This window comes from Sporosarcina sp. OR05, from assembly GCF_041414805.1.
Classification (GTDB): domain Bacteria; phylum Bacillota; class Bacilli; order Bacillales_A; family Planococcaceae; genus Sporosarcina; species Sporosarcina saromensis.
In genome coordinates this window covers 92444-109523 of the sequence record NZ_JANKJL010000005.1, presented here as the reverse complement: position 1 = coordinate 109523, position 17080 = coordinate 92444, and the positions used below count along the sequence as shown (strand labels likewise).

Sequence of the window (17080 nt, the reverse complement as noted above, 5' to 3'; positions counted from 1 at the left end):
AAACAATTCAGAATTGTTTTGGGGACTGGCACCGTATTACTGTAACTTTAGGGTGACTTTTTAGGATGGATGCTGGAAATTGTTCGTCGATTGCACCGTGTAAGAGACGTTTGTATGCATCGTTTTTGGATGGACCTGAGATAAGCAAGAGGATTTCCTTGCTTTCCATAATGGTTGCAATGCCCATTGATATCGCCTTTTTTGGAACTTCGTCAAGTGAATTGAAGAAAAGTTGATTGGCTTCCCTTGTCGATGGGGTCAAGTCAACAACATGTGTTCTGGAAGAAAAAGAAGTTCCAGGCTCATTAAAACCAATATGCCCATTTTTCCCTATCCCAAGAACTTGCAAATCAATACCCCCAGCTTGTTGTATGCGTTCTTCGTATTTTTGAGCTTCTATAAGATGATCAACGGCATCTCCTTTTGGGATATGTGTTTGTTCTTTTCGTAGATTAATCTTACTAAACAAGTTTTTGTCCATATATGTGTTGTAGCTTTGTTCATGCGTCTCAGCTAAGCCGATGTATTCATCCAAATTAAATGTGGTCACTTCCTTATAAGAAGTCCTGTTATGAACATGATCTTGAACGAGCTTTTCGTATAATCCACTTGGTGTACTTCCCGTCGCAAGTCCGAGCACTGTAGTAGGATGCTCTCGTACCTTTTGAATAATGATTTGCGCTGCCAATTGACTCATTTCTTCGTATGTTTCTAGCTCAATGATTTTCATGGCACTCTCCTTTTGCAGTATAAGCAAGCAGTCCCCGACAAAACGTCATAACTACCTGATTGCTTTCATTTAGTATGACAATATCTGCATCCTTCCCAATCGCAAGGCTTCCTTTTCGATCAAAAACATTCACTTGTCTCGCAGGGTTTTCTGAAGCCATCATAATAGCATCCGCTAAGCTACAACCTGTATACGTCATCATATTCTTCACAGCGTTCACCATTTTGAGTACACTTCCTGCTAACGCACCATCTTCTAACATAGCTGTTTCACCAGTCACTGTTACTTGCTGTCCGCCCAAGTCGTATACGCCATCCCCTAAATATTTTGCACGCATCGCATCCGTTATTAAGATTAGCCCTTCTTTCCCTTTCTGTTTGAAAGTGAATTGCACCATTTCAGGTCTTACATGAATACCATCTACGATGATTTCCGCTCGCATTTCATCGAATAAGAATGCTGCTCCAACTGTTCCGGGTTCCCGATGATGCAGTCCCCTCATTTGGTTAAAGAGATGTGTTACACATGTCGCACCTACCTCCACAGCAGCACGAACTACTTCAAAAGTTGCATCCGAATGACCGATGGAAGTGATCACACCATGGCGAGTTAATAGCTCTACGACAGGCAGCCCATCTGTTTGTTCGGGTGCTAATGTCACTTGCTTAATATGACCACCGGCAAGCGATAACCACTCCTTCAGTTGATGCCGATCATGAGGGCGTATGTGTGCCAGCGGTTGGGCTCCAGCTCGCACAGGATTAATGAATGGACCTTCCAAATGTATACCTACTATTTCAGCTTGACCTTCTGGTTGAGTACCCTCTATAAAATCCTTTACATTGACCAACGCTTTTTCAATATGTTCGTTTGATGAAGTGATTGTTGTCGCCAAAAAGCTTGTCGTTCCTTCTGACGGTAGTACATTTGCAATCGTTTCTAACGCTTCTACCGTGGCATCCATCGTATCTGCATCTGCCGCCCCGTGAATATGAATATCTATAAATCCAGGTATAATTTTATCATTCGACATAAGTTCAAACACTTGGTAACGGTTATCGTGAAAACTTTCATCCCATATACCTAAATCAACAATTTTATCCCCTTCAACCTTTACGTAGCCATTTGCTTCAAATTTTCCGTTTACATATAGCTGCGCACCCTTCAACAAGATCTTATTGTCTTTTACAGTCATCTTTTCTATCCTTTCTCATCTCACAGTCTACAAAAAAACACAGTCGTCAAATGGATAATGACCTGTGTCTGGATGAAATCGATTCGTGCAAATGTTAACGGATTCAGCTGACTCACATTACACCTTCAACGATTCTTATAAAAATTGATTGGAAATCTCTTTCGCAACAGCTATTTTTTCACTCGATAACTCTTTCATCGGTTGACGGCAATACCCAGCGTCCACACCTTTATCTTTTAAGATTTCTTTTAATGTCTGATACAACCCGTTGTCTAGAACAGCTGTTATCAAATCATTTGTAACATGTTGAATTGCTCTCGCTTCCTCAATTTTCCCTTGCTGGGCAAGTTCAAAAATTTGCCTAGCTCTCTTTCCATTCACATTGAATGTGCTTCCGATCGCTCCGTCTACACCAAGGACTGTCGCAGATAAAAGCATTTCATCAAAACCTGCATAAATCAGTTTATCGGGGAATGTCTTGCGCATTCTTTCCAATAAATAAAAGTCGCCTGCTGTAAATTTCACACCGATGATTTTTTCATTTTCAAATAGTTCTTCAAACTGACTCAAACTCATATTGACGCCTGTCAAAAACGGGATGGAGTAGATGATCATTTTATTATCAACGGCATTGATAATACTGTTGTAATACTGCTTAATCTCTTCAAAATCAAATTTATAGTAAAACGGCGTAACAGCCGACAGCGCAGCATACCCTAAATCGGTTGCATATTTTGCAAGTTCAATTGCTTCCTTTACATTCACGGAACCAACTTGGGCAATCAATTGCACTTGATCCTTTACTTCATCTTTTGTGATGCGGAAAATCTCTTTTTTCTCTTCTGTAGAGATCATGAAATTTTCTCCGGTACTCCCGTTAACATACAATCCGTCGACTTTATTGACATCGACATTATAGCGGATGATTTCACGTAACCCTTTTTCGTTAATGTTGCCATCTTGGTCGTAAGATACCATTAGCGCAGTAAATAAGCCCTTCAAGATGCCTCTCCCCCTACTCCATTAATTTCAGTTCTGCTATTTTTCCGACAAAACGTTTTGTAATCTCCATTGGTCGTGTAATGGCCGATCCAATAATACAACCGTGTGCACCTGCCATCATTGCTTGTTCAACATCCTCAAGCGTCCAATATCCACCTTCTGCCATAACGGGTGTAGGCAATTGATCACTTAGGGACTTAACTAGTTCAGTATTTGGCAAGGCGACGTTTTTCGTGTAATCGGTGTAGCCACAAAGTGTCGTAGCGATTAAATCAACCCCTAGTTCACTTGCTTTTTTTCCTTCTTCAAATGTAGATATGTCCGCCATGATTAACACGTTAGGATACGTATTTCTAATTTCTACATAAAATTCTTCAAGCGATTGGCCATTTGGTCTTTCCCGATTTGTTCCGTCAATTGCAACAATCTCTGCACCTGCCTCCACAACTTCTTGCACTTCCTTCATCGTGGCAGTAATATAGATTGGACTATCCGGGTAATCCTTTTTCACGATTCCAATGACCGGAAGTTCAACTTCTTGTCGAATGGCAGTAATATCTTCAAATCCATTTGCCCTTATACCAACAGCCCCACCACGTTTTGCTGCAAGAGCCATTTTGGACATGATAAATGAACTGTGTAACGGCTCGTCTGCTAAAGCTTGACAAGAAACAACCAGGCCTCCTCTAAGTTCTTCTATCAGTTTGTAATTGTCCATCTGCTAACTCCCTTACAACGAATATTTCACTCCATTTGTTAATACAGTTTGCTGGAGGTATTTTCTGAAATCTTCATCTTAATTGATTTTGCTTCTTCCACATTTTTCATTGCCAATCCTGTACATACAAGGTCAATTAGATATAACTGCGATATTTTCGATACGAGCGACCCGCTATCTAACGGACTTTCCTTTGCGGAAGATAACAGTACGACATCTGCAAATTTTGTTAACGGTGATTTTGCATAACTTGTCAATGCAATAATTGTCGCGCCATTTTCTTTTGCTGCTCTTACTGCATCTACGATATCTTTTGTACTCCCTGTCAAACTAATTGCCACAACAACCGTATTGTCGGTCATCGAAGCTGCACGCATCACTTGGAAATGAGAATCCGTAATGACCTCAACATTTTTCCCAATACGCATTAGACGATTGTGCATGTCCAAGCCAGCAATGCCCGAAGAGCCAATACCAAACAACACAACATCCTTTGAACTTGCAATCCGTTCAATCGCTTCATCCAACGATTTTTTACTTACAATCTCCGATGAATCAGAAATTGCTTGGATTGCACTGTTTTTAATCTTACCAATATACGTCTCTCCACTGTTGTCTTGAGAAGCGGAAGACACTTCTTGTGCAAACAGTAATTTAAACTCCTGAAACCCTTTTAACTGCAGCTTGCGAAAGAATCTTAAAATTGTCGCCTCTGCCACTTCACAAGCCTCTGATAACTCCGTCAATGAGCAATAAAGAACTTGATCGGGATGCTCTTGTATATAGTCATAAATCTTCAATTCAGACTTCGTAAAAGTAGGTTTATATTGTTCCATCAGAATAGAAGGTTTGCGTGCATTTCCATTCTCAAAATAACTTGTAGACATGTTCAATACTCCCCCTCATTCGAATTTGAACTGAAAGAAATTTTGTGCCGCCCCTAATAACTGGGCACGATTTCCTTGTTCTGCAAGCTTTATCTGTACATTCCTCGCATGACTCATCATGAGTTTAGGATAAAGTGCATCCTTAATCGCTTCTAGAAAACGATCCCCTTGTTCAGAGATGCCACCGCCGATAACGACCAACTGTGGATCTAAAAAGTGAATAATTGATTTCAAACCGATGGTCAGATCGTCTAACCATCTCTCATATACTTGTAAACTTTGTGCATCTTTTGCATGAACCCTTTGAAAAAATTCCGTTAAGGAGAGAGGTTCATTCAACCTATCAGATACAAGCATTTGTAGTGCCCGACTCGAAGCATATTGTTCATAGCATCCATTCATTCCACAAGAACAGGGCTTGCCATTCGGATAGAGGTTCATGTGTCCAATTTCACCAGCAGAGTATGCACTTCCTGTATAGACTTTACCGTTTAATGAAATCGCTCCGCCAATACCAGTACCTAACGTGATGCAAATAAAATTATCAATCCCTTGAGCGGCTCCTTTCCAATGCTCTCCAATCGCTGCACAATTTGCATCGTTTTCAACAACTACTGGCAAATTCAAGTGTTCGGCAATCATTTCTTGCACGTGTAAACCTGTGTACGCTGGTATATTATCGGAGGCATAAATTACCCTGCCTCGGTCATCGACTTGTCCAGCAGTACTGACAGATACACCAACAATCGGCCAATCCCTCTGTAGCTCTTTAGCAGTCGCGATGACATTTCGAACAACTTGTAAGCCGCCTAAATGAGCATGTGTATGTAAAGAGGAGGAAAATAGGATTTCCCCCTGTTCATCTACTACACCATATTTTATTGATGTGCCTCCAATATCGAAAACAGCTATCAGCATATAACTTCTCCTCTACATGTTTCCTTTATTTACTCAGTAAGTTTGGTAGAAATAGAACGATTTGCGGAAACAGTGTAATGAGTACCAAACAGACTAGTAATGGAACGATAAACGGAATTACACCACGCGTAATGACCGAAACGGGTATGTTTCCTACTCTCGACACCACAAACAGAGCCATCCCCATCGGAGGGGTTAGGATGCCGATCATTAAGTTTAAGATGACGATAATGCCAAAATGTATTGGATCAATACCCGCTGTCAGTATGACGGGTATTAATATAGGGACGAGCAAGATTAATAATGCTAACGATTCGATGAACATCCCTAAAAAGATTAGCAACAGATTAATGAGCAACAAAAGCATGAGCGGATTGTCTGATATAGATAAGAAGAAATTCGCAACCGTTATTGCCACTTGTTCATGCACAATCATTTGGCCAAAAAATTCAACACCTATAATCATTAATACGGCAACACCTGTTAGCTTCATGGAATCTACTACGTTAAGGAAGAACTTCTTTAATGTCAGTTCTTTATACACAAAAAACCCTAAGAACATTGCATACAATGTCGCAATAACTGCTGCTTCAGTCGGTGTGAATTGCCCTGAAAAAATACCACCAATAATAATAACTGGTGTCAGCAACGCCCAAATGGCCCGTTTAAAATAAAACCATCTTTCTTTCGCTGTCGCTTTAGGCGCTTTTGCATAGCCTCTCTTTTTTGCAAAGGTATACGCAACAACCATCAACGAAAATGTCATGAGCAGTCCGGGCAAAACACCTGCTAAAAACAACTTTGTAATGGATTGATCGGAAATAACCCCATAAATAATTAGCGGGATACTCGGTGGAATAATCGGTCCGATAATGGCTGAAGCTGCTGTCAAACCACCGGAATAGTCATCATCATATTTCTCATCTCTCATCGACTTGATTTCTAATTGACCTAATCCTCCAGCGTCCGCTAGCGCCGAACCAGACATTCCTGAAAACATCAAACTTGCTAAAATGTTTACATGCCCAAGTCCACCGGTAAAATGACCAACGAGGGATTTTGCAAAAGCAAAAATGCGTTGTGTAATGCCTGAAGAATTCATTAGTGTACCTGTTAGGATAAAAAACGGAACCGCTAATAACGCAAAACTATCGATACTGTCAATAAGTCTAGCTCCAGAAAAGAACACTAACGACCAATCCGTGACGACGAAATAAGCGAGTGCAGCAACGATTAGTGTGAATCCTACCGGCATTCCTAAAAACAATAGGAGGAGCCAGCCAATGAATATGAATAATACACTCACTTACTTCACCTCGTTTTTGTTTCTGATTTCTTGGATATTCCGTTCAAGTAAACGATATAACATCAAGACGGACAATAACGGTAATGCCATATACATATACGCATAGGATATACCGAGCGAAACAATTTTGACAGGTACTTTACGCATTGCCATTTCGTATCCGATGTAGCCCATTGCGATTATGACAATCGCAATGGTCGCTTGAAATAAATAGTTAATAATCGTTTGGATACGTTTTGGGAATTTCTTCACAAAATAATCAATTAACACATGACCATTTTCTTTAATACCAATGGAAACGGATAAGTAACCGACATACACAAAGATAAATTTTGCAAGTCCTTCTGACCAAGTTAGTGGGTTGTCTACTACTTGACGAGAGAAGATTTGTAATGCCAAAACGACTAACATAATGATGAAAAGAATTCCGCCAACGATCTCTTCCAAGTTACGCATAAACTTTTTCATTCTTTTCACCTAATTTTTTATTTATTTGCATCCTGGATTTGTTGTAAGTACTGTTCTCCCTCATCACCGATGGCTTTTAAGTAATTCGGGTATGCTTCTGCAACAGCTTTTTTGAATGGCTCTAAATCCGGTTTCGTTACAGTAACGCCTGCATCTTCAAACTTCGAGACCAATGTTTCTTCTTCATCCATGAAAAGGCTTGTGTGATATTCCGCTGCTTCTTCAATGCCTTTTTCTAAAATGCTTTGTAAATCTTCCGGTAGACTTTCCCATTTTTTATTGCTCATCACATAGTTTGCATCGTTCACTGCATGGTTCGTCAACGCTAAATATTCCTGCACTTCGTAGAACTTCTGGGCATTAATTGTTGATAATGGATTTTCCTGTGCATCTACCGCATTCGTTTGTAAAGCTAAATACACTTCCGTGAAAGCCATTGGTGTTGGAGAGGCTCCCGTGTATTTTGCATAGTCCAGCAATGTATCCACTTCAGGTACGCGCAATTTTAGCCCTTTCATATCTTCCAACGATTCAATTGCACGGTTAGAAGTCGTTTGGCGCGTTCCATTATATGCAGTCTTCATAATTTTCCAGTTGTAATCTGTAAGGATTTCTTCTTGCAAATCTTTTCCGTACTCTGTTTCATAAACTGCTTGAAGTGCATGGTCAAAATCATCAACAATATACGGTAAATTCATTAACGACGCGCGTGGTACCCATGTTCCGAATCGTCCAGTTTCAGCAAAAGTAAGATCCAGGCTACCTGCTTGAACTTGCTCCAGCATCGCTCGATCATCCCCTAACTGAGAATTCGGGAACAACTTAATCGTCAAACGTCCATCACTTTCTTTGTCAACATACTCTGCTAATTTTTCAGCAGCTTTGTACTCATTTTGCTGATTGCCTGCTACCATTCCAAACTTCAACTCATAAGATTCCTTGGCATCCCCTTTACTTGTGCTACCCGAATCCCCTTCATCCGAACAAGCAGCGAGTCCTAACAGCAGTACGAGTGATGCCCCAAATTTTGCAAGTCCCTTTTTCATCTTCTCTTCCCCTCACCTTTACATGTATTGTTTGTTACGTGAAACAACAAGTCTAGTCTTACGAATGAAACAAGTAGCTCGCCTCGTCATCCCCCTTTATTGAAAACGTTTTCAAATTTCATTAATCTGATTCTACTAAACTGATAGTTTACTGTCAATATTATTTTAATTTATGACGTTCAACTTTCAAAAAGAACGGTGCCAGTCCCCAAAACAATTCCGAATTGTTTTGGGGACTGGCACCTTTTTCATCTGTAACCTGCTGTTCATTCTCCGTTCATGTTGGAGGATTACTATAAAGACAACAAAAAGTTACGGAGGTGATGTTCATGAAGTTAGCTTGGAAGGAAATGAAAAAAAGTAAATCAAAATTCCTTATTCTCGGCTCAATTATTTTCTTAGTAAGTTTTTTAACATTCATCATCTCAGGACTTGCGAACGGGCTATCGCAAGACAACGCAGCGCTCATTAAAGACCTACCGAGCGGCCACTTTTACTTAGATGAAGCTGCCGATAGTACGTATAATTTATCTAAAATTGATGAAGACGTGCAGGCAAGTGTACTTAAAGAACATCCAGAGGCAACTGCATTCTCCATTCAAATGGGATTTGTCAACGATGCGGAAGATAAACAACATAGTGTCGCTTTCGTTACATCGACTGATTCGGATTTGTTTGAGGGCGTGAAAGACGGAGAAATTGTCCTCGATCGCTCACTTGAAAAAGAAGGTATTCAAGTTGGAGATGTATTGACGAATAATCAATTTAGCGGCTCATTTACTGTTGCTGGGTTTGTCGATCAAAAGAAATATAGTCATGCCCCTGTCGCTTATATTCATATGTCAAACTATCAAGAAATGTATCGTGTCATGGAGATGCAGACGTTGTTTATTCCCGGTCAAGATGCACCAGTAATAGGTGGCCTTGATTCATTTACGAATAAAGGGTTCTTGAACACGATTCCAAGCTATAACGCAGAGCAAATGTCATTGAACATGATTATTTGGTTTCTTGTCATCATTAGCGGAATGCTCTTTGCAATTTTCTTCTATATGATGAATGTCCAAAAGATTGGTCTATACGGGATACTAAAAGCAATCGGCATGAAAACCATCTCACTGTTTCAAATGATCTGGTATCAAATGCTTGCGATTACAGCCGTTGCGTTGCTACTTTCCATTCTCTTTAGTCAAGGATTCAACTTGTTAGCACCGGAAGGGATGCCTTTTGCGTTGACTGTGGACACCATACTCATCTTGTCAGCTGTATTTTTAGTTGTCGGGTTCATAGGCGCGACAATATCAGGCTTGCAAATTAAAAAGATCGAACCGCTTCAAGCGATTCAACAAGGAGAGATGTAAAATGTCAGCATTCAAAATTGAAGACGTTACGAAGTCCTTTCCAAACGGTGAAATTGAAGAGAAAGTTTTAAAAGGGGTCAGTTTAGCATTGCAGGAAGGTGAAATTACAGCTCTTGTCGGTCCTTCTGGTTCTGGCAAGTCCACGATTTTGACAATTGCAGCTGGCTTGCAAAAAGCGTCAGGCGGCCAAATTTTGTTTGAAGGCAAAGATCTGACAACGATGAGCCAAGAGGACATCCGTAAAATACGGTCCAGCGAATTCGGTTTCGTCTTTCAAGCATCACACCTCGTGCCTTTCTTGACTGTCGAAGAACAATTGGAACTGATGCTCGACGTGTCTGAAATGAAGATGGAGAGAAAACAACAAAAGGAAGAGATTGTTAACATTCTTAAACTCGTTGGCATGGAGCATCGAAAAGATGCATATCCCCCTTCATTATCCGGTGGAGAAAAACAACGCGTTGCCATCGCACGTGCCATCATCCATAAACCAAAAATCTTGTTTGCCGATGAACCGACTGCAAGCTTAGATACGAAGCGTAAAAAAGAAGTGATGGAGCTAATCAAGCAACTCACTACATCACTCGGCTTAACAACACTCATGGTCACACACGACGACGAAATGCTCCCATACGCAAACCGTATTATTACAATGCGAGACGGCAAAATCGAATAATAAATGTGGTGCCAGTCCCCCAAACAATTCCGAATTGTTCGGGGGACTAGCACCTTTTTTCTGTTTGCTTATTTAGCGTTTTCGTCAGGTTGATGGATACCGAAAATATTGCCTTCCGTGTCTACATAATAGCCTTGCCACGCCATACCAGGCAATGCCCCTTTCGGTTTCGCCACTTTCCCGCCATTTTGGAGAATTTTTTCTTCTGTCTCATCATAATGATCGATTCCAATTGTACAGGCGTAAGCATGGAATCCATTACTCAAATCTGGCTCCCCGCTTAATCGAAGCATCAATGCGCCATTTATGCCTGGTTCACTATCGTCGCCTGTGACGACACCGAAATACGGCATTCCAGCGTAATCGCTCCAGTCTTGAAATTCCCACCCAAAGACTTCTCCATAAAAAGCTTTTGCACGCTCCATGTCCGAAACATGGATTTCAAAATGAATGACTCTACCCATTTTCTACGCCTCCCTTGTTTTTTTAGGTGCCAGTCCCCAACACAATTCTGAATTGCGCCGGGGACTGGCACTCAATTATTTCTGAACTCGAGTCTTTTGAATTCATCTTCCAGTTGCAGTGTGTGCAATATTTCGCGGATGAGTTGTAAGATTTTATCGTCATAATCTGGTGCGAGGATGTACCAGTAGGATGCATCACGGACGAAAGCTAGTTTTTCTGTCACATTGGCCCCTTCAAGAAAAATCCGCATGTTTGCAAGTTCTTGCTCATCTTGACTCCGATTCGGATTGAACGTGTAGCGCTTTTCTGCTACTTCATCCTGATAAGCAACAACGCCTAACCCATCTAAAGTTGGCAATGCAATTACTTGTTGCCGCTCGTCCATTGCTTGTCTAATGCATGACGCAACGTCGACAGATTCCTTTTGAAACGTCTCTCTTAACCGACTTCTTATCGGTTCCCGTACTCGATCAAATTCATCAGTAAGAAACTCTTCCATCTCGTTTGTGATTTTTTCTTCATCGGTACCTGGCCAAAAACGTTCAAGTAGTTCTACATGCGGAACAGAAGTCGCCATTTGTAAAAATTCATCCAGCGAACGCGCCATTAAGCGAATGGGTGGATCATCAGTAGGCGTGACGCATACGATTGGTGCTTCTGCTAAATTGGAAATCCTTCCAAAGTCAGTTAGAAAGCCAAAATGTATACCATCCCCACCTGTATTGGCAAATGGAATAACGTCAATCGGTGTAATTGCATACGCATATTGCGTCTCGATTGGGATCAAACCAATTAAATCTAATGTCATATTCTTCTTTCGCAATTCTTGTTCCAAACGCACGAGTTTTGCTACATCCTCAGGAATTTTTAGAGCACCATATTCATTCGCGAGCATCTTCCATATCCCCCTTCTTCCCGTCTACATTACAATTCTCCAACCGTTCTTCAAAATCCTTCTATGCTTTGATAAAACAAATTAGTATATCTGGATTGCGAGTAAAGACTTTTGTATACTAAAAACGAGAAATAATTTAATTATCAAATAAAAAGGAGTGACATCCATGGAACTTGGTGCCTTTTCAATTAGTTTAACTGTAAAAGACCTCAACAAATCAATCGCTTTTTACGAAAAATTAGGATTTCAAGCTATGGGAGGAGACGCTACAGGTGGTTGGATTATCTTAAAGAACGGCAGTTGCATCATTGGTTTGTTTCAAGGAATGTTTGAAAAGAATATGCTCACCTTCAATCCAGGTTGGAATGAAAATGCAGAAAATCTTGATACGTTTACAGACATAAGAGCATTACAAAATGATCTTAAATCTAAAGGCATTACCTTCATCGCAGAAGCCGACGAATCCACTTCCGGCCCTGCACACTTCATGATTGAAGACCCAGACGGAAACCCCATACTCGTCGACCAACATCGATAAAACGGGTGCCAGTCCCCGACACAATTCAGAATTGTGTCGGGGACTGGCACCGTTGTAGTATTAAAATATATTATATATAATGGAGAAAAAGAGATGGGAGTATTTGTATGACGACTTATCTTTCGTTGACGGATCATGTATACAATTACATTGTGGAGCAAATAAACAGCGGTACGCTGCAGTCTAACAAGAAAATTAATGAGAACGTCGTGAGTGAGGCTCTGAATGTCAGTAGGACACCTGTGAGAGAAGCACTCATACAACTTGCCTCGGAAGGTTTGCTAGAGAATGTTCCGAGAAAAGGTTTTTTCATTAAAAATCTTTCGAAAGAAGAAGCAATGGAAACGTATTTTATTATTGGTGCATTAGATGGATTGGCTGCTTCCCTTTCAACCCCATTGCTAAAGGAGAAGCACCTGAAAGAGATGGAATTTTATATTGAAAGCATTGATTTAGCAATTAACACAGGCAACTTTGCAATGTATCACAAAATGCAGGAGGCCTTTCATCATGTGTATTTATCCCTCTGTCCCAATCAGAGTCTCGTGAATCTATTACTGAAATTAGAAAAGAAATTCTTGAAAAACTTTGAGTGGATGGAAGACCATGAGTGGACTGCAAGTAAACTAACTGAAACGAACAATGAACACCGCCACATGTTAGAATTGTTTCGCACGGGCAAGACATCCGAGTTGGAAGTGTTTATGAAAGAAGTACATTGGAATCCTGAAAAAGCGGCACTTTTACCTTTATAAAATAGGCAATCACCAAAAAATTCTGTTCTGAACAGAATTTTTTTATTGAAATCAATCAAATATAATGTACAATATACAATATATTTAAAAGCAAGTATTATTATGCGATACAAAATGATTTGGATTGTATGGAGGTTCTCTATCTTGAATTGTCAAAATTATGAATCAGCACAACGTTTACGTCACGACTTGCATCAGCACCCTGAACTTTCTAACGAAGAAGTATGGACCAAACAGTATTTAATAGACTTTTTGAAAACGCATACATCAAACCTTGAGATCGTCGACAGAGGAAATTGGTTTTACACGATTTACCGTGCAGGTGAAAACAAGCCGAATATCGCATTTCGCGCGGATTTTGATGCGCTTCCAATGGACGAAGTAATTGATCTCCCTTGGGCTTCTAAATTCCCGGGAAAAGCTCATAAATGTGGACATGATGGACACTCTGCAACTTTGGCAGCGTTTGCACTTGAAGTCGACCAAAACGGAGCAGACAAAAATATCTTTTGTCTCTTCCAACCTGCTGAAGAAACAGGAGATGGCGCAATCCAGTGTGTAGATTTCATTCATGAACATAGCATCGATGAAATTTTTGCTTATCATAATATGAGTGGGCTTCCTTACAAATCAGTTGCCATTATTGACGGCACAGCATTGTGTGCATCTAAAGGGATGACGATCCATATGGAAGGTTCTCCAGCACATGCCAGTCAACCTGAACATGGAGTAAATCCTTCTCTCGCTATTGCCAATATTGTTCGAGAAATCCCTTCGTTCATTTCACCGGCAAACAATGAAGGCCTCGTGCTCTGTACGGTTGTTCAAATTGACGTTGGTGAACATGCTTTTGGACTCTCCGCTTCTAAAGGTACACTTCGCATGACGATTCGTGCGCTTTACGAGAAGGAATTAAACCAACTACAAGACAACTTGGAAAACTTTGCAAAAACACAAGCAGAAGAATTTGGTCTTACTGTACGGTTCGACTATAACGATGAATTCCCAGAAACAGTTAACCATAAAGAAAATGCAGACAAAATTCGCACCGTTGCGACTAACAAAGGGATGGATGTTGTGGAACTACAAGAAGCTTTCCGCGGATCGGAAGACTTTGGCCACTTTACGAAATTAACAAAAGGTGCCTATTGCTTCATCGGAAACGGAGAAGAGTACCCGAATGTCCATACGAGCGAGTATGATTTCCGTGATGAACTAATTGAATCTGGTGTTGAACTTTTTAAAGGATTAGCAGAAATGTAAGGGATCGACCAATACGAAAATGGTTTAGGGGGAATTTTGAATGAAGCAAGAGAAAAAACGTAAAGGATTTAACTTTCCACACGTGTATATTATGTTTCTAATCGTTATGCTTCTTGTTGTCGCTTTATCTTGGATTGTACCGAGCGGACAATATGAGCGTGTAGAAGATCCTGTGACAGGAGCAGTAAAATTGAACACGGACGTGTTTAATTACGTCGAGAAAACAGATCCTATTGGATTTATGGACTTCTTTACAGCGCTCCATAACGGTGTCGTCCAATCCGCTGATATTATCGTCATGCTGTTGTTTGCAAGTGGTGCACTTTACATTCTAGAGAAGTCGGGTGCCATTGCAGCGGGTATTCATAAATTATTGCGAGTAGCTGATGGTAAAGAGAAACTAATTATTTTTGTCTTACTAACAGTGTTTGCAATTATGGGTACGATTGGATTTGGTGAAGGTGGAATTCCTTTCATCCCCCTCGCTATGGCGGTTGTCATGGGAATGGGCTATGACCGAATTACCGCCTTTGCTACGTCAACAGTCGGTTTAGCGATCGGTTTCACTGCTGGAGCCGTTAACTTTTACACGACGGGCGTCAGCCAATCTATCGTTGGTTTGCCGATTTACTCGGGTTTAATTTTCAGAATAATCGCATTGGTCATTTTTATCGCCATATCGGTTGTGTACATTCTTCGTTATGCGAATAAAACAAAAGCCGATCCAACAAAGAGTATTGTTGCAGAAGAATATAGCGAGCAATTAGAAAATGCAAAATCTGCCGAGTATGAAGAGGAAGCTTTTACCCTCCCTCGCAAAATTGCATTGTTAGGACTAGTAGGCGTCTTAGTCGGTAGTGCCTTCGGTGCAATCCAACTTGATTGGGGCATGCCTCAATTATCTGCTGTCTATGCAATTTACGCCGTATTCTTAGTCATCATTTTGCGTATTAATCCGAGTGAAGCTGCGACGACTTTCGGGACAGGCGCTGCTAGACTTCTCCCTACTGCACTTGCAATTGGTTTTGCACGTTCGGTCATGATATTAATGACACAAGCACAAATCATTGATACAGCTGTCCATGCATTATCAGGATTATTGAGCAATACAGGCTCTGTTATTACGTTACTTGTACTTTTCCTAGTCGTCATCTTCTTTAATTTCTTTGTCGTCTCAGGAAGCGGAAAAGCCGTCATTCTTATGCCGATTATGGGGCCATTAGGAAAGATTTTAGGTATCAATCAACAAGTAATGGTTGTCGTTTATCAGTTCGGAGATGGTTTTACAAACTACTTATGGCCGACATCTGGTGGATTAATGGCTGCTCTAGGAATGTCCAACGTAAGTTATTCAGCATGGGTTAAGTTTTCAATGAAGTTATTCCTGTTACTACATTTCGCTGCATTTTTATTAATTGTCATTGCAAATTATCTTGGATTAGGACCACACTAATCGGTGCGATTATTCATTGTAATGTCGTAATTTGAGAAAGGCGAACGTGCTAGAATGTGAGCACGACGCCTCTCACTATTTCTACTAGATCCTCAATTATTTTACGAATAAAGGAGAGAACGATAGATGACTACTATTCTTGAAGAAGCAAAGCGCTATGAAGAGCAGATTATTAATGACCGCCGTTATTTGCATCAACATCCCGAGTTAGGTTTCGACCTTCCAAATACGCAAAAGTTCATTCAACAACGTCTTGATGAAATGGAGATTGTACACAAAACGTGCGGTGTTGTTCCTCCTGAAGTGCGTGAAAAATATGCCCGTGCTGGATTTGCGGAACAAGCAAATTGTACAGGTGTAATCGCAACAATCGGTCAAGGCACTCCTTGCATTCTACTTCGTGCCGATATGGATGCATTACCGATTGAAGAAGAAGTAGAAACGACGTTTAAGTCGACAAAACCTGGTCTCATGCATGCATGCGGACATGATTCGCATGTCGCCATGTTGTTAGGCGCTGCTCAAATTTTGAAGAATCGTGAAAATGAATTACAAGGAACTGTAAAATTATTTTTCCAACCCGGTGAAGAATGGGGATACGGTTCAAAACTAATGATTGACGATGGCGCTCTTGAAAATCCAAAAGTGGATGCTGCGTTCGGGATACACATTATGCCTGACCAGGAAGCGGGCACATTATCCGTGACAAAAGGTACACTGACACAAGCGATGGACACGTACATTGTGGATATTAAAGGTTCTGGCGGTCATAGTTCGCAACCCCATAAGACAATTGACGCCAATATGATCATGAATCAGCTGTACACGAGTTTAAATCTTTTATTCACACGTGAAGTTCCTCCCAATCATAATGTGACGTTTTCAATTGGTTCAATGAACGGGGGGACAGTGACGAATGTCATTCCCGATAAAGCTGTATTGAGTGGAAATATGCGGAGTTATGATCAAACAACACGTGATCATCTATGTAATCGCATTCCTGAAATGATAGACCACACGGTGAAAGCTTGGCGTGGTGAGTATAGCACAACAGAATTCCACACTCCGACAACGTACAACGATCCTGGGTTCATTGATGAGATTAGCGCAGCTTTACAAGATGTGGTGGGTCTAGATAATCTGATAGACAACGGGCCAATGAGCGGATCAGAAGATTTTTCGTATATTTCTCAGCTTGTCCCTTCTGCATTTGTCGTTTTAGGCACTGGAAAAGAAGGCGATGCGCCTGTCCACAATCCACGCATGAAGCAAGACGAAAGCATCTTTAAATACGGGGCTGCTTTACATGCAAGTGTTGCAATTGAATGGTTGAAAGGACAGCACAAGGCATAATGACAGCATAGGTGACGTTGATTAGATAAATTTGTTTACTATTTTGTACTG

18 protein-coding genes are annotated in these 17080 nt (G+C 40.8%); 7 read left to right on the top strand and 11 right to left on the bottom strand.

All coding sequences use genetic code 11. The features are described from left to right. Positions 1–7: 7 nt before the first annotated feature. The 9 genes from nagB to NRI27_RS10115 all read right to left on the bottom strand — a co-directional run bounded on the left by nagB (position 8) and on the right by NRI27_RS10115 (position 8270). Positions 8–730 carry a glucosamine-6-phosphate deaminase gene (nagB, locus tag NRI27_RS10155; RefSeq protein ID WP_371390580.1) on the bottom strand — a complete coding sequence of 241 codons (723 nt, stop codon included), beginning with the start codon at positions 728–730 and terminating at the stop codon, positions 8–10. Then, positions 717–1925, bottom strand: coding sequence for an N-acetylglucosamine-6-phosphate deacetylase (gene nagA / locus NRI27_RS10150; protein WP_371390579.1), 1209 nt, complete (start codon positions 1923–1925; stop codon positions 717–719). The genes nagB and nagA overlap by 14 nt, the downstream gene beginning before the upstream one ends. A 135-nt stretch (positions 1926–2060) precedes the next feature. Beyond that, positions 2061–2927 (bottom strand): N-acetylneuraminate lyase, encoded by an 867-nt coding sequence (locus NRI27_RS10145; protein ID WP_371390578.1) that lies wholly within the window; start codon positions 2925–2927, stop codon positions 2061–2063. A 13-nt stretch (positions 2928–2940) separates the two neighbouring features. Further along, on the bottom strand, positions 2941–3645 hold the full coding sequence (locus tag NRI27_RS10140; RefSeq protein ID WP_371390577.1) for an N-acetylmannosamine-6-phosphate 2-epimerase: 705 nt from the start codon (positions 3643–3645) through the stop codon (positions 2941–2943). 38 nt (positions 3646–3683) lie between these two features. Beyond that, positions 3684–4532 carry a MurR/RpiR family transcriptional regulator gene (locus NRI27_RS10135; protein ID WP_371390576.1) on the bottom strand — a complete coding sequence of 283 codons (849 nt, stop codon included), beginning with the start codon at positions 4530–4532 and terminating at the stop codon, positions 3684–3686. 15 nt (positions 4533–4547) lie between these two features. After that, positions 4548–5450 (bottom strand): ROK family protein, encoded by a 903-nt coding sequence (locus NRI27_RS10130; RefSeq protein ID WP_371390575.1) that lies wholly within the window; start codon positions 5448–5450, stop codon positions 4548–4550. 25 nt (positions 5451–5475) lie between these two features. Next, positions 5476–6756 (bottom strand): TRAP transporter large permease, encoded by a 1281-nt coding sequence (locus NRI27_RS10125; RefSeq protein ID WP_317945559.1) that lies wholly within the window; start codon positions 6754–6756, stop codon positions 5476–5478. Beyond that, positions 6757–7224: a TRAP transporter small permease gene (locus NRI27_RS10120; RefSeq protein ID WP_371390574.1), complete on the bottom strand. Its 468-nt coding sequence runs from the start codon at positions 7222–7224 to the stop codon at positions 6757–6759. A 17-nt stretch (positions 7225–7241) separates the two neighbouring features. Next, entirely contained in the window at positions 7242–8270 is a 1029-nt protein-coding gene (locus NRI27_RS10115; protein WP_371390573.1) for a sialic acid TRAP transporter substrate-binding protein SiaP, read from the bottom strand. A 329-nt stretch (positions 8271–8599) separates the two neighbouring features. Here NRI27_RS10115 and NRI27_RS10110 point away from each other — a divergent pair, with 329 nt between their 5' ends. Continuing rightward, positions 8600–9631, top strand: coding sequence for an ABC transporter permease (locus tag NRI27_RS10110; protein ID WP_371390572.1), 1032 nt, complete (start codon positions 8600–8602; stop codon positions 9629–9631). 1 nt (position 9632) lies between these two features. Beyond that, entirely contained in the window at positions 9633–10307 is a 675-nt protein-coding gene (locus tag NRI27_RS10105; RefSeq protein ID WP_371390571.1) for an ABC transporter ATP-binding protein, read from the top strand. A gap of 68 nt (positions 10308–10375) precedes the next feature. Here the strand turns inward: NRI27_RS10105 and NRI27_RS10100 are convergent, their stop codons facing one another. Both NRI27_RS10100 and NRI27_RS10095 read right to left on the bottom strand, forming a co-directional pair. Next, positions 10376–10771, bottom strand: coding sequence for a VOC family protein (locus NRI27_RS10100; protein WP_317945567.1), 396 nt, complete (start codon positions 10769–10771; stop codon positions 10376–10378). Between the two features lie 71 nt (positions 10772–10842). Next, positions 10843–11667, bottom strand: coding sequence for a hypothetical protein (locus tag NRI27_RS10095; protein ID WP_371390570.1), 825 nt, complete (start codon positions 11665–11667; stop codon positions 10843–10845). A 166-nt stretch (positions 11668–11833) separates the two neighbouring features. Here NRI27_RS10095 and NRI27_RS10090 point away from each other — a divergent pair, with 166 nt between their 5' ends. From NRI27_RS10090 to NRI27_RS10070, 5 genes are all read left to right on the top strand, one after another. Then, positions 11834–12205 (top strand): VOC family protein, encoded by a 372-nt coding sequence (locus tag NRI27_RS10090; protein WP_371390569.1) that lies wholly within the window; start codon positions 11834–11836, stop codon positions 12203–12205. Between the two features lie 107 nt (positions 12206–12312). After that, positions 12313–12960 carry a GntR family transcriptional regulator gene (locus tag NRI27_RS10085; protein WP_371390568.1) on the top strand — a complete coding sequence of 216 codons (648 nt, stop codon included), beginning with the start codon at positions 12313–12315 and terminating at the stop codon, positions 12958–12960. A 144-nt stretch (positions 12961–13104) separates the two neighbouring features. Next, entirely contained in the window at positions 13105–14223 is a 1119-nt protein-coding gene (locus tag NRI27_RS10080) for a M20 metallopeptidase family protein (RefSeq protein ID WP_371390567.1), read from the top strand. 40 nt (positions 14224–14263) lie between these two features. Continuing rightward, a complete protein-coding gene (locus NRI27_RS10075; RefSeq protein ID WP_371390566.1) occupies positions 14264–15676 on the top strand; it encodes a YfcC family protein in 1413 nt (470 codons plus the stop codon). A gap of 126 nt (positions 15677–15802) precedes the next feature. Then, positions 15803–17029, top strand: coding sequence for a M20 metallopeptidase family protein (locus NRI27_RS10070; protein ID WP_371390565.1), 1227 nt, complete (start codon positions 15803–15805; stop codon positions 17027–17029). Positions 17030–17080 lie beyond the last annotated feature (51 nt).

Excerpts from the sequence above, each read along its gene's own strand:
- NRI27_RS10130 (WP_371390575.1), bottom strand. The coding sequence starts at position 5,450 with ATGCTGATAGCTGTTTTCGATATTGGAGGCACATCAATAAAATATGGT.
- NRI27_RS10135 (WP_371390576.1), bottom strand. The coding sequence starts at position 4,532 with ATGTCTACAAGTTATTTTGAGAATGGAAATGCACGCAAACCTTCTATT.
- NRI27_RS10090 (WP_371390569.1), top strand. The coding sequence starts at position 11,834 with ATGGAACTTGGTGCCTTTTCAATTAGTTTAACTGTAAAAGACCTCAAC.
- nagB (WP_371390580.1), bottom strand. The coding sequence starts at position 730 with ATGAAAATCATTGAGCTAGAAACATACGAAGAAATGAGTCAATTGGCA.
- NRI27_RS10110 (WP_371390572.1), top strand. The coding sequence starts at position 8,600 with ATGAAGTTAGCTTGGAAGGAAATGAAAAAAAGTAAATCAAAATTCCTT.
- NRI27_RS10115 (WP_371390573.1), bottom strand. The coding sequence starts at position 8,270 with ATGAAAAAGGGACTTGCAAAATTTGGGGCATCACTCGTACTGCTGTTA.
- NRI27_RS10105 (WP_371390571.1), top strand. The coding sequence starts at position 9,633 with ATGTCAGCATTCAAAATTGAAGACGTTACGAAGTCCTTTCCAAACGGT.
- NRI27_RS10100 (WP_317945567.1), bottom strand. The coding sequence starts at position 10,771 with ATGGGTAGAGTCATTCATTTTGAAATCCATGTTTCGGACATGGAGCGT.
- nagA (WP_371390579.1), bottom strand. The coding sequence starts at position 1,925 with ATGACTGTAAAAGACAATAAGATCTTGTTGAAGGGTGCGCAGCTATAT.
- NRI27_RS10120 (WP_371390574.1), bottom strand. The coding sequence starts at position 7,224 with ATGAAAAAGTTTATGCGTAACTTGGAAGAGATCGTTGGCGGAATTCTT.
- NRI27_RS10070 (WP_371390565.1), top strand. The coding sequence starts at position 15,803 with ATGACTACTATTCTTGAAGAAGCAAAGCGCTATGAAGAGCAGATTATT.
- NRI27_RS10095 (WP_371390570.1), bottom strand. The coding sequence starts at position 11,667 with ATGCTCGCGAATGAATATGGTGCTCTAAAAATTCCTGAGGATGTAGCA.
- NRI27_RS10085 (WP_371390568.1), top strand. The coding sequence starts at position 12,313 with ATGACGACTTATCTTTCGTTGACGGATCATGTATACAATTACATTGTG.
- NRI27_RS10075 (WP_371390566.1), top strand. The coding sequence starts at position 14,264 with ATGAAGCAAGAGAAAAAACGTAAAGGATTTAACTTTCCACACGTGTAT.
- NRI27_RS10140 (WP_371390577.1), bottom strand. The coding sequence starts at position 3,645 with ATGGACAATTACAAACTGATAGAAGAACTTAGAGGAGGCCTGGTTGTT.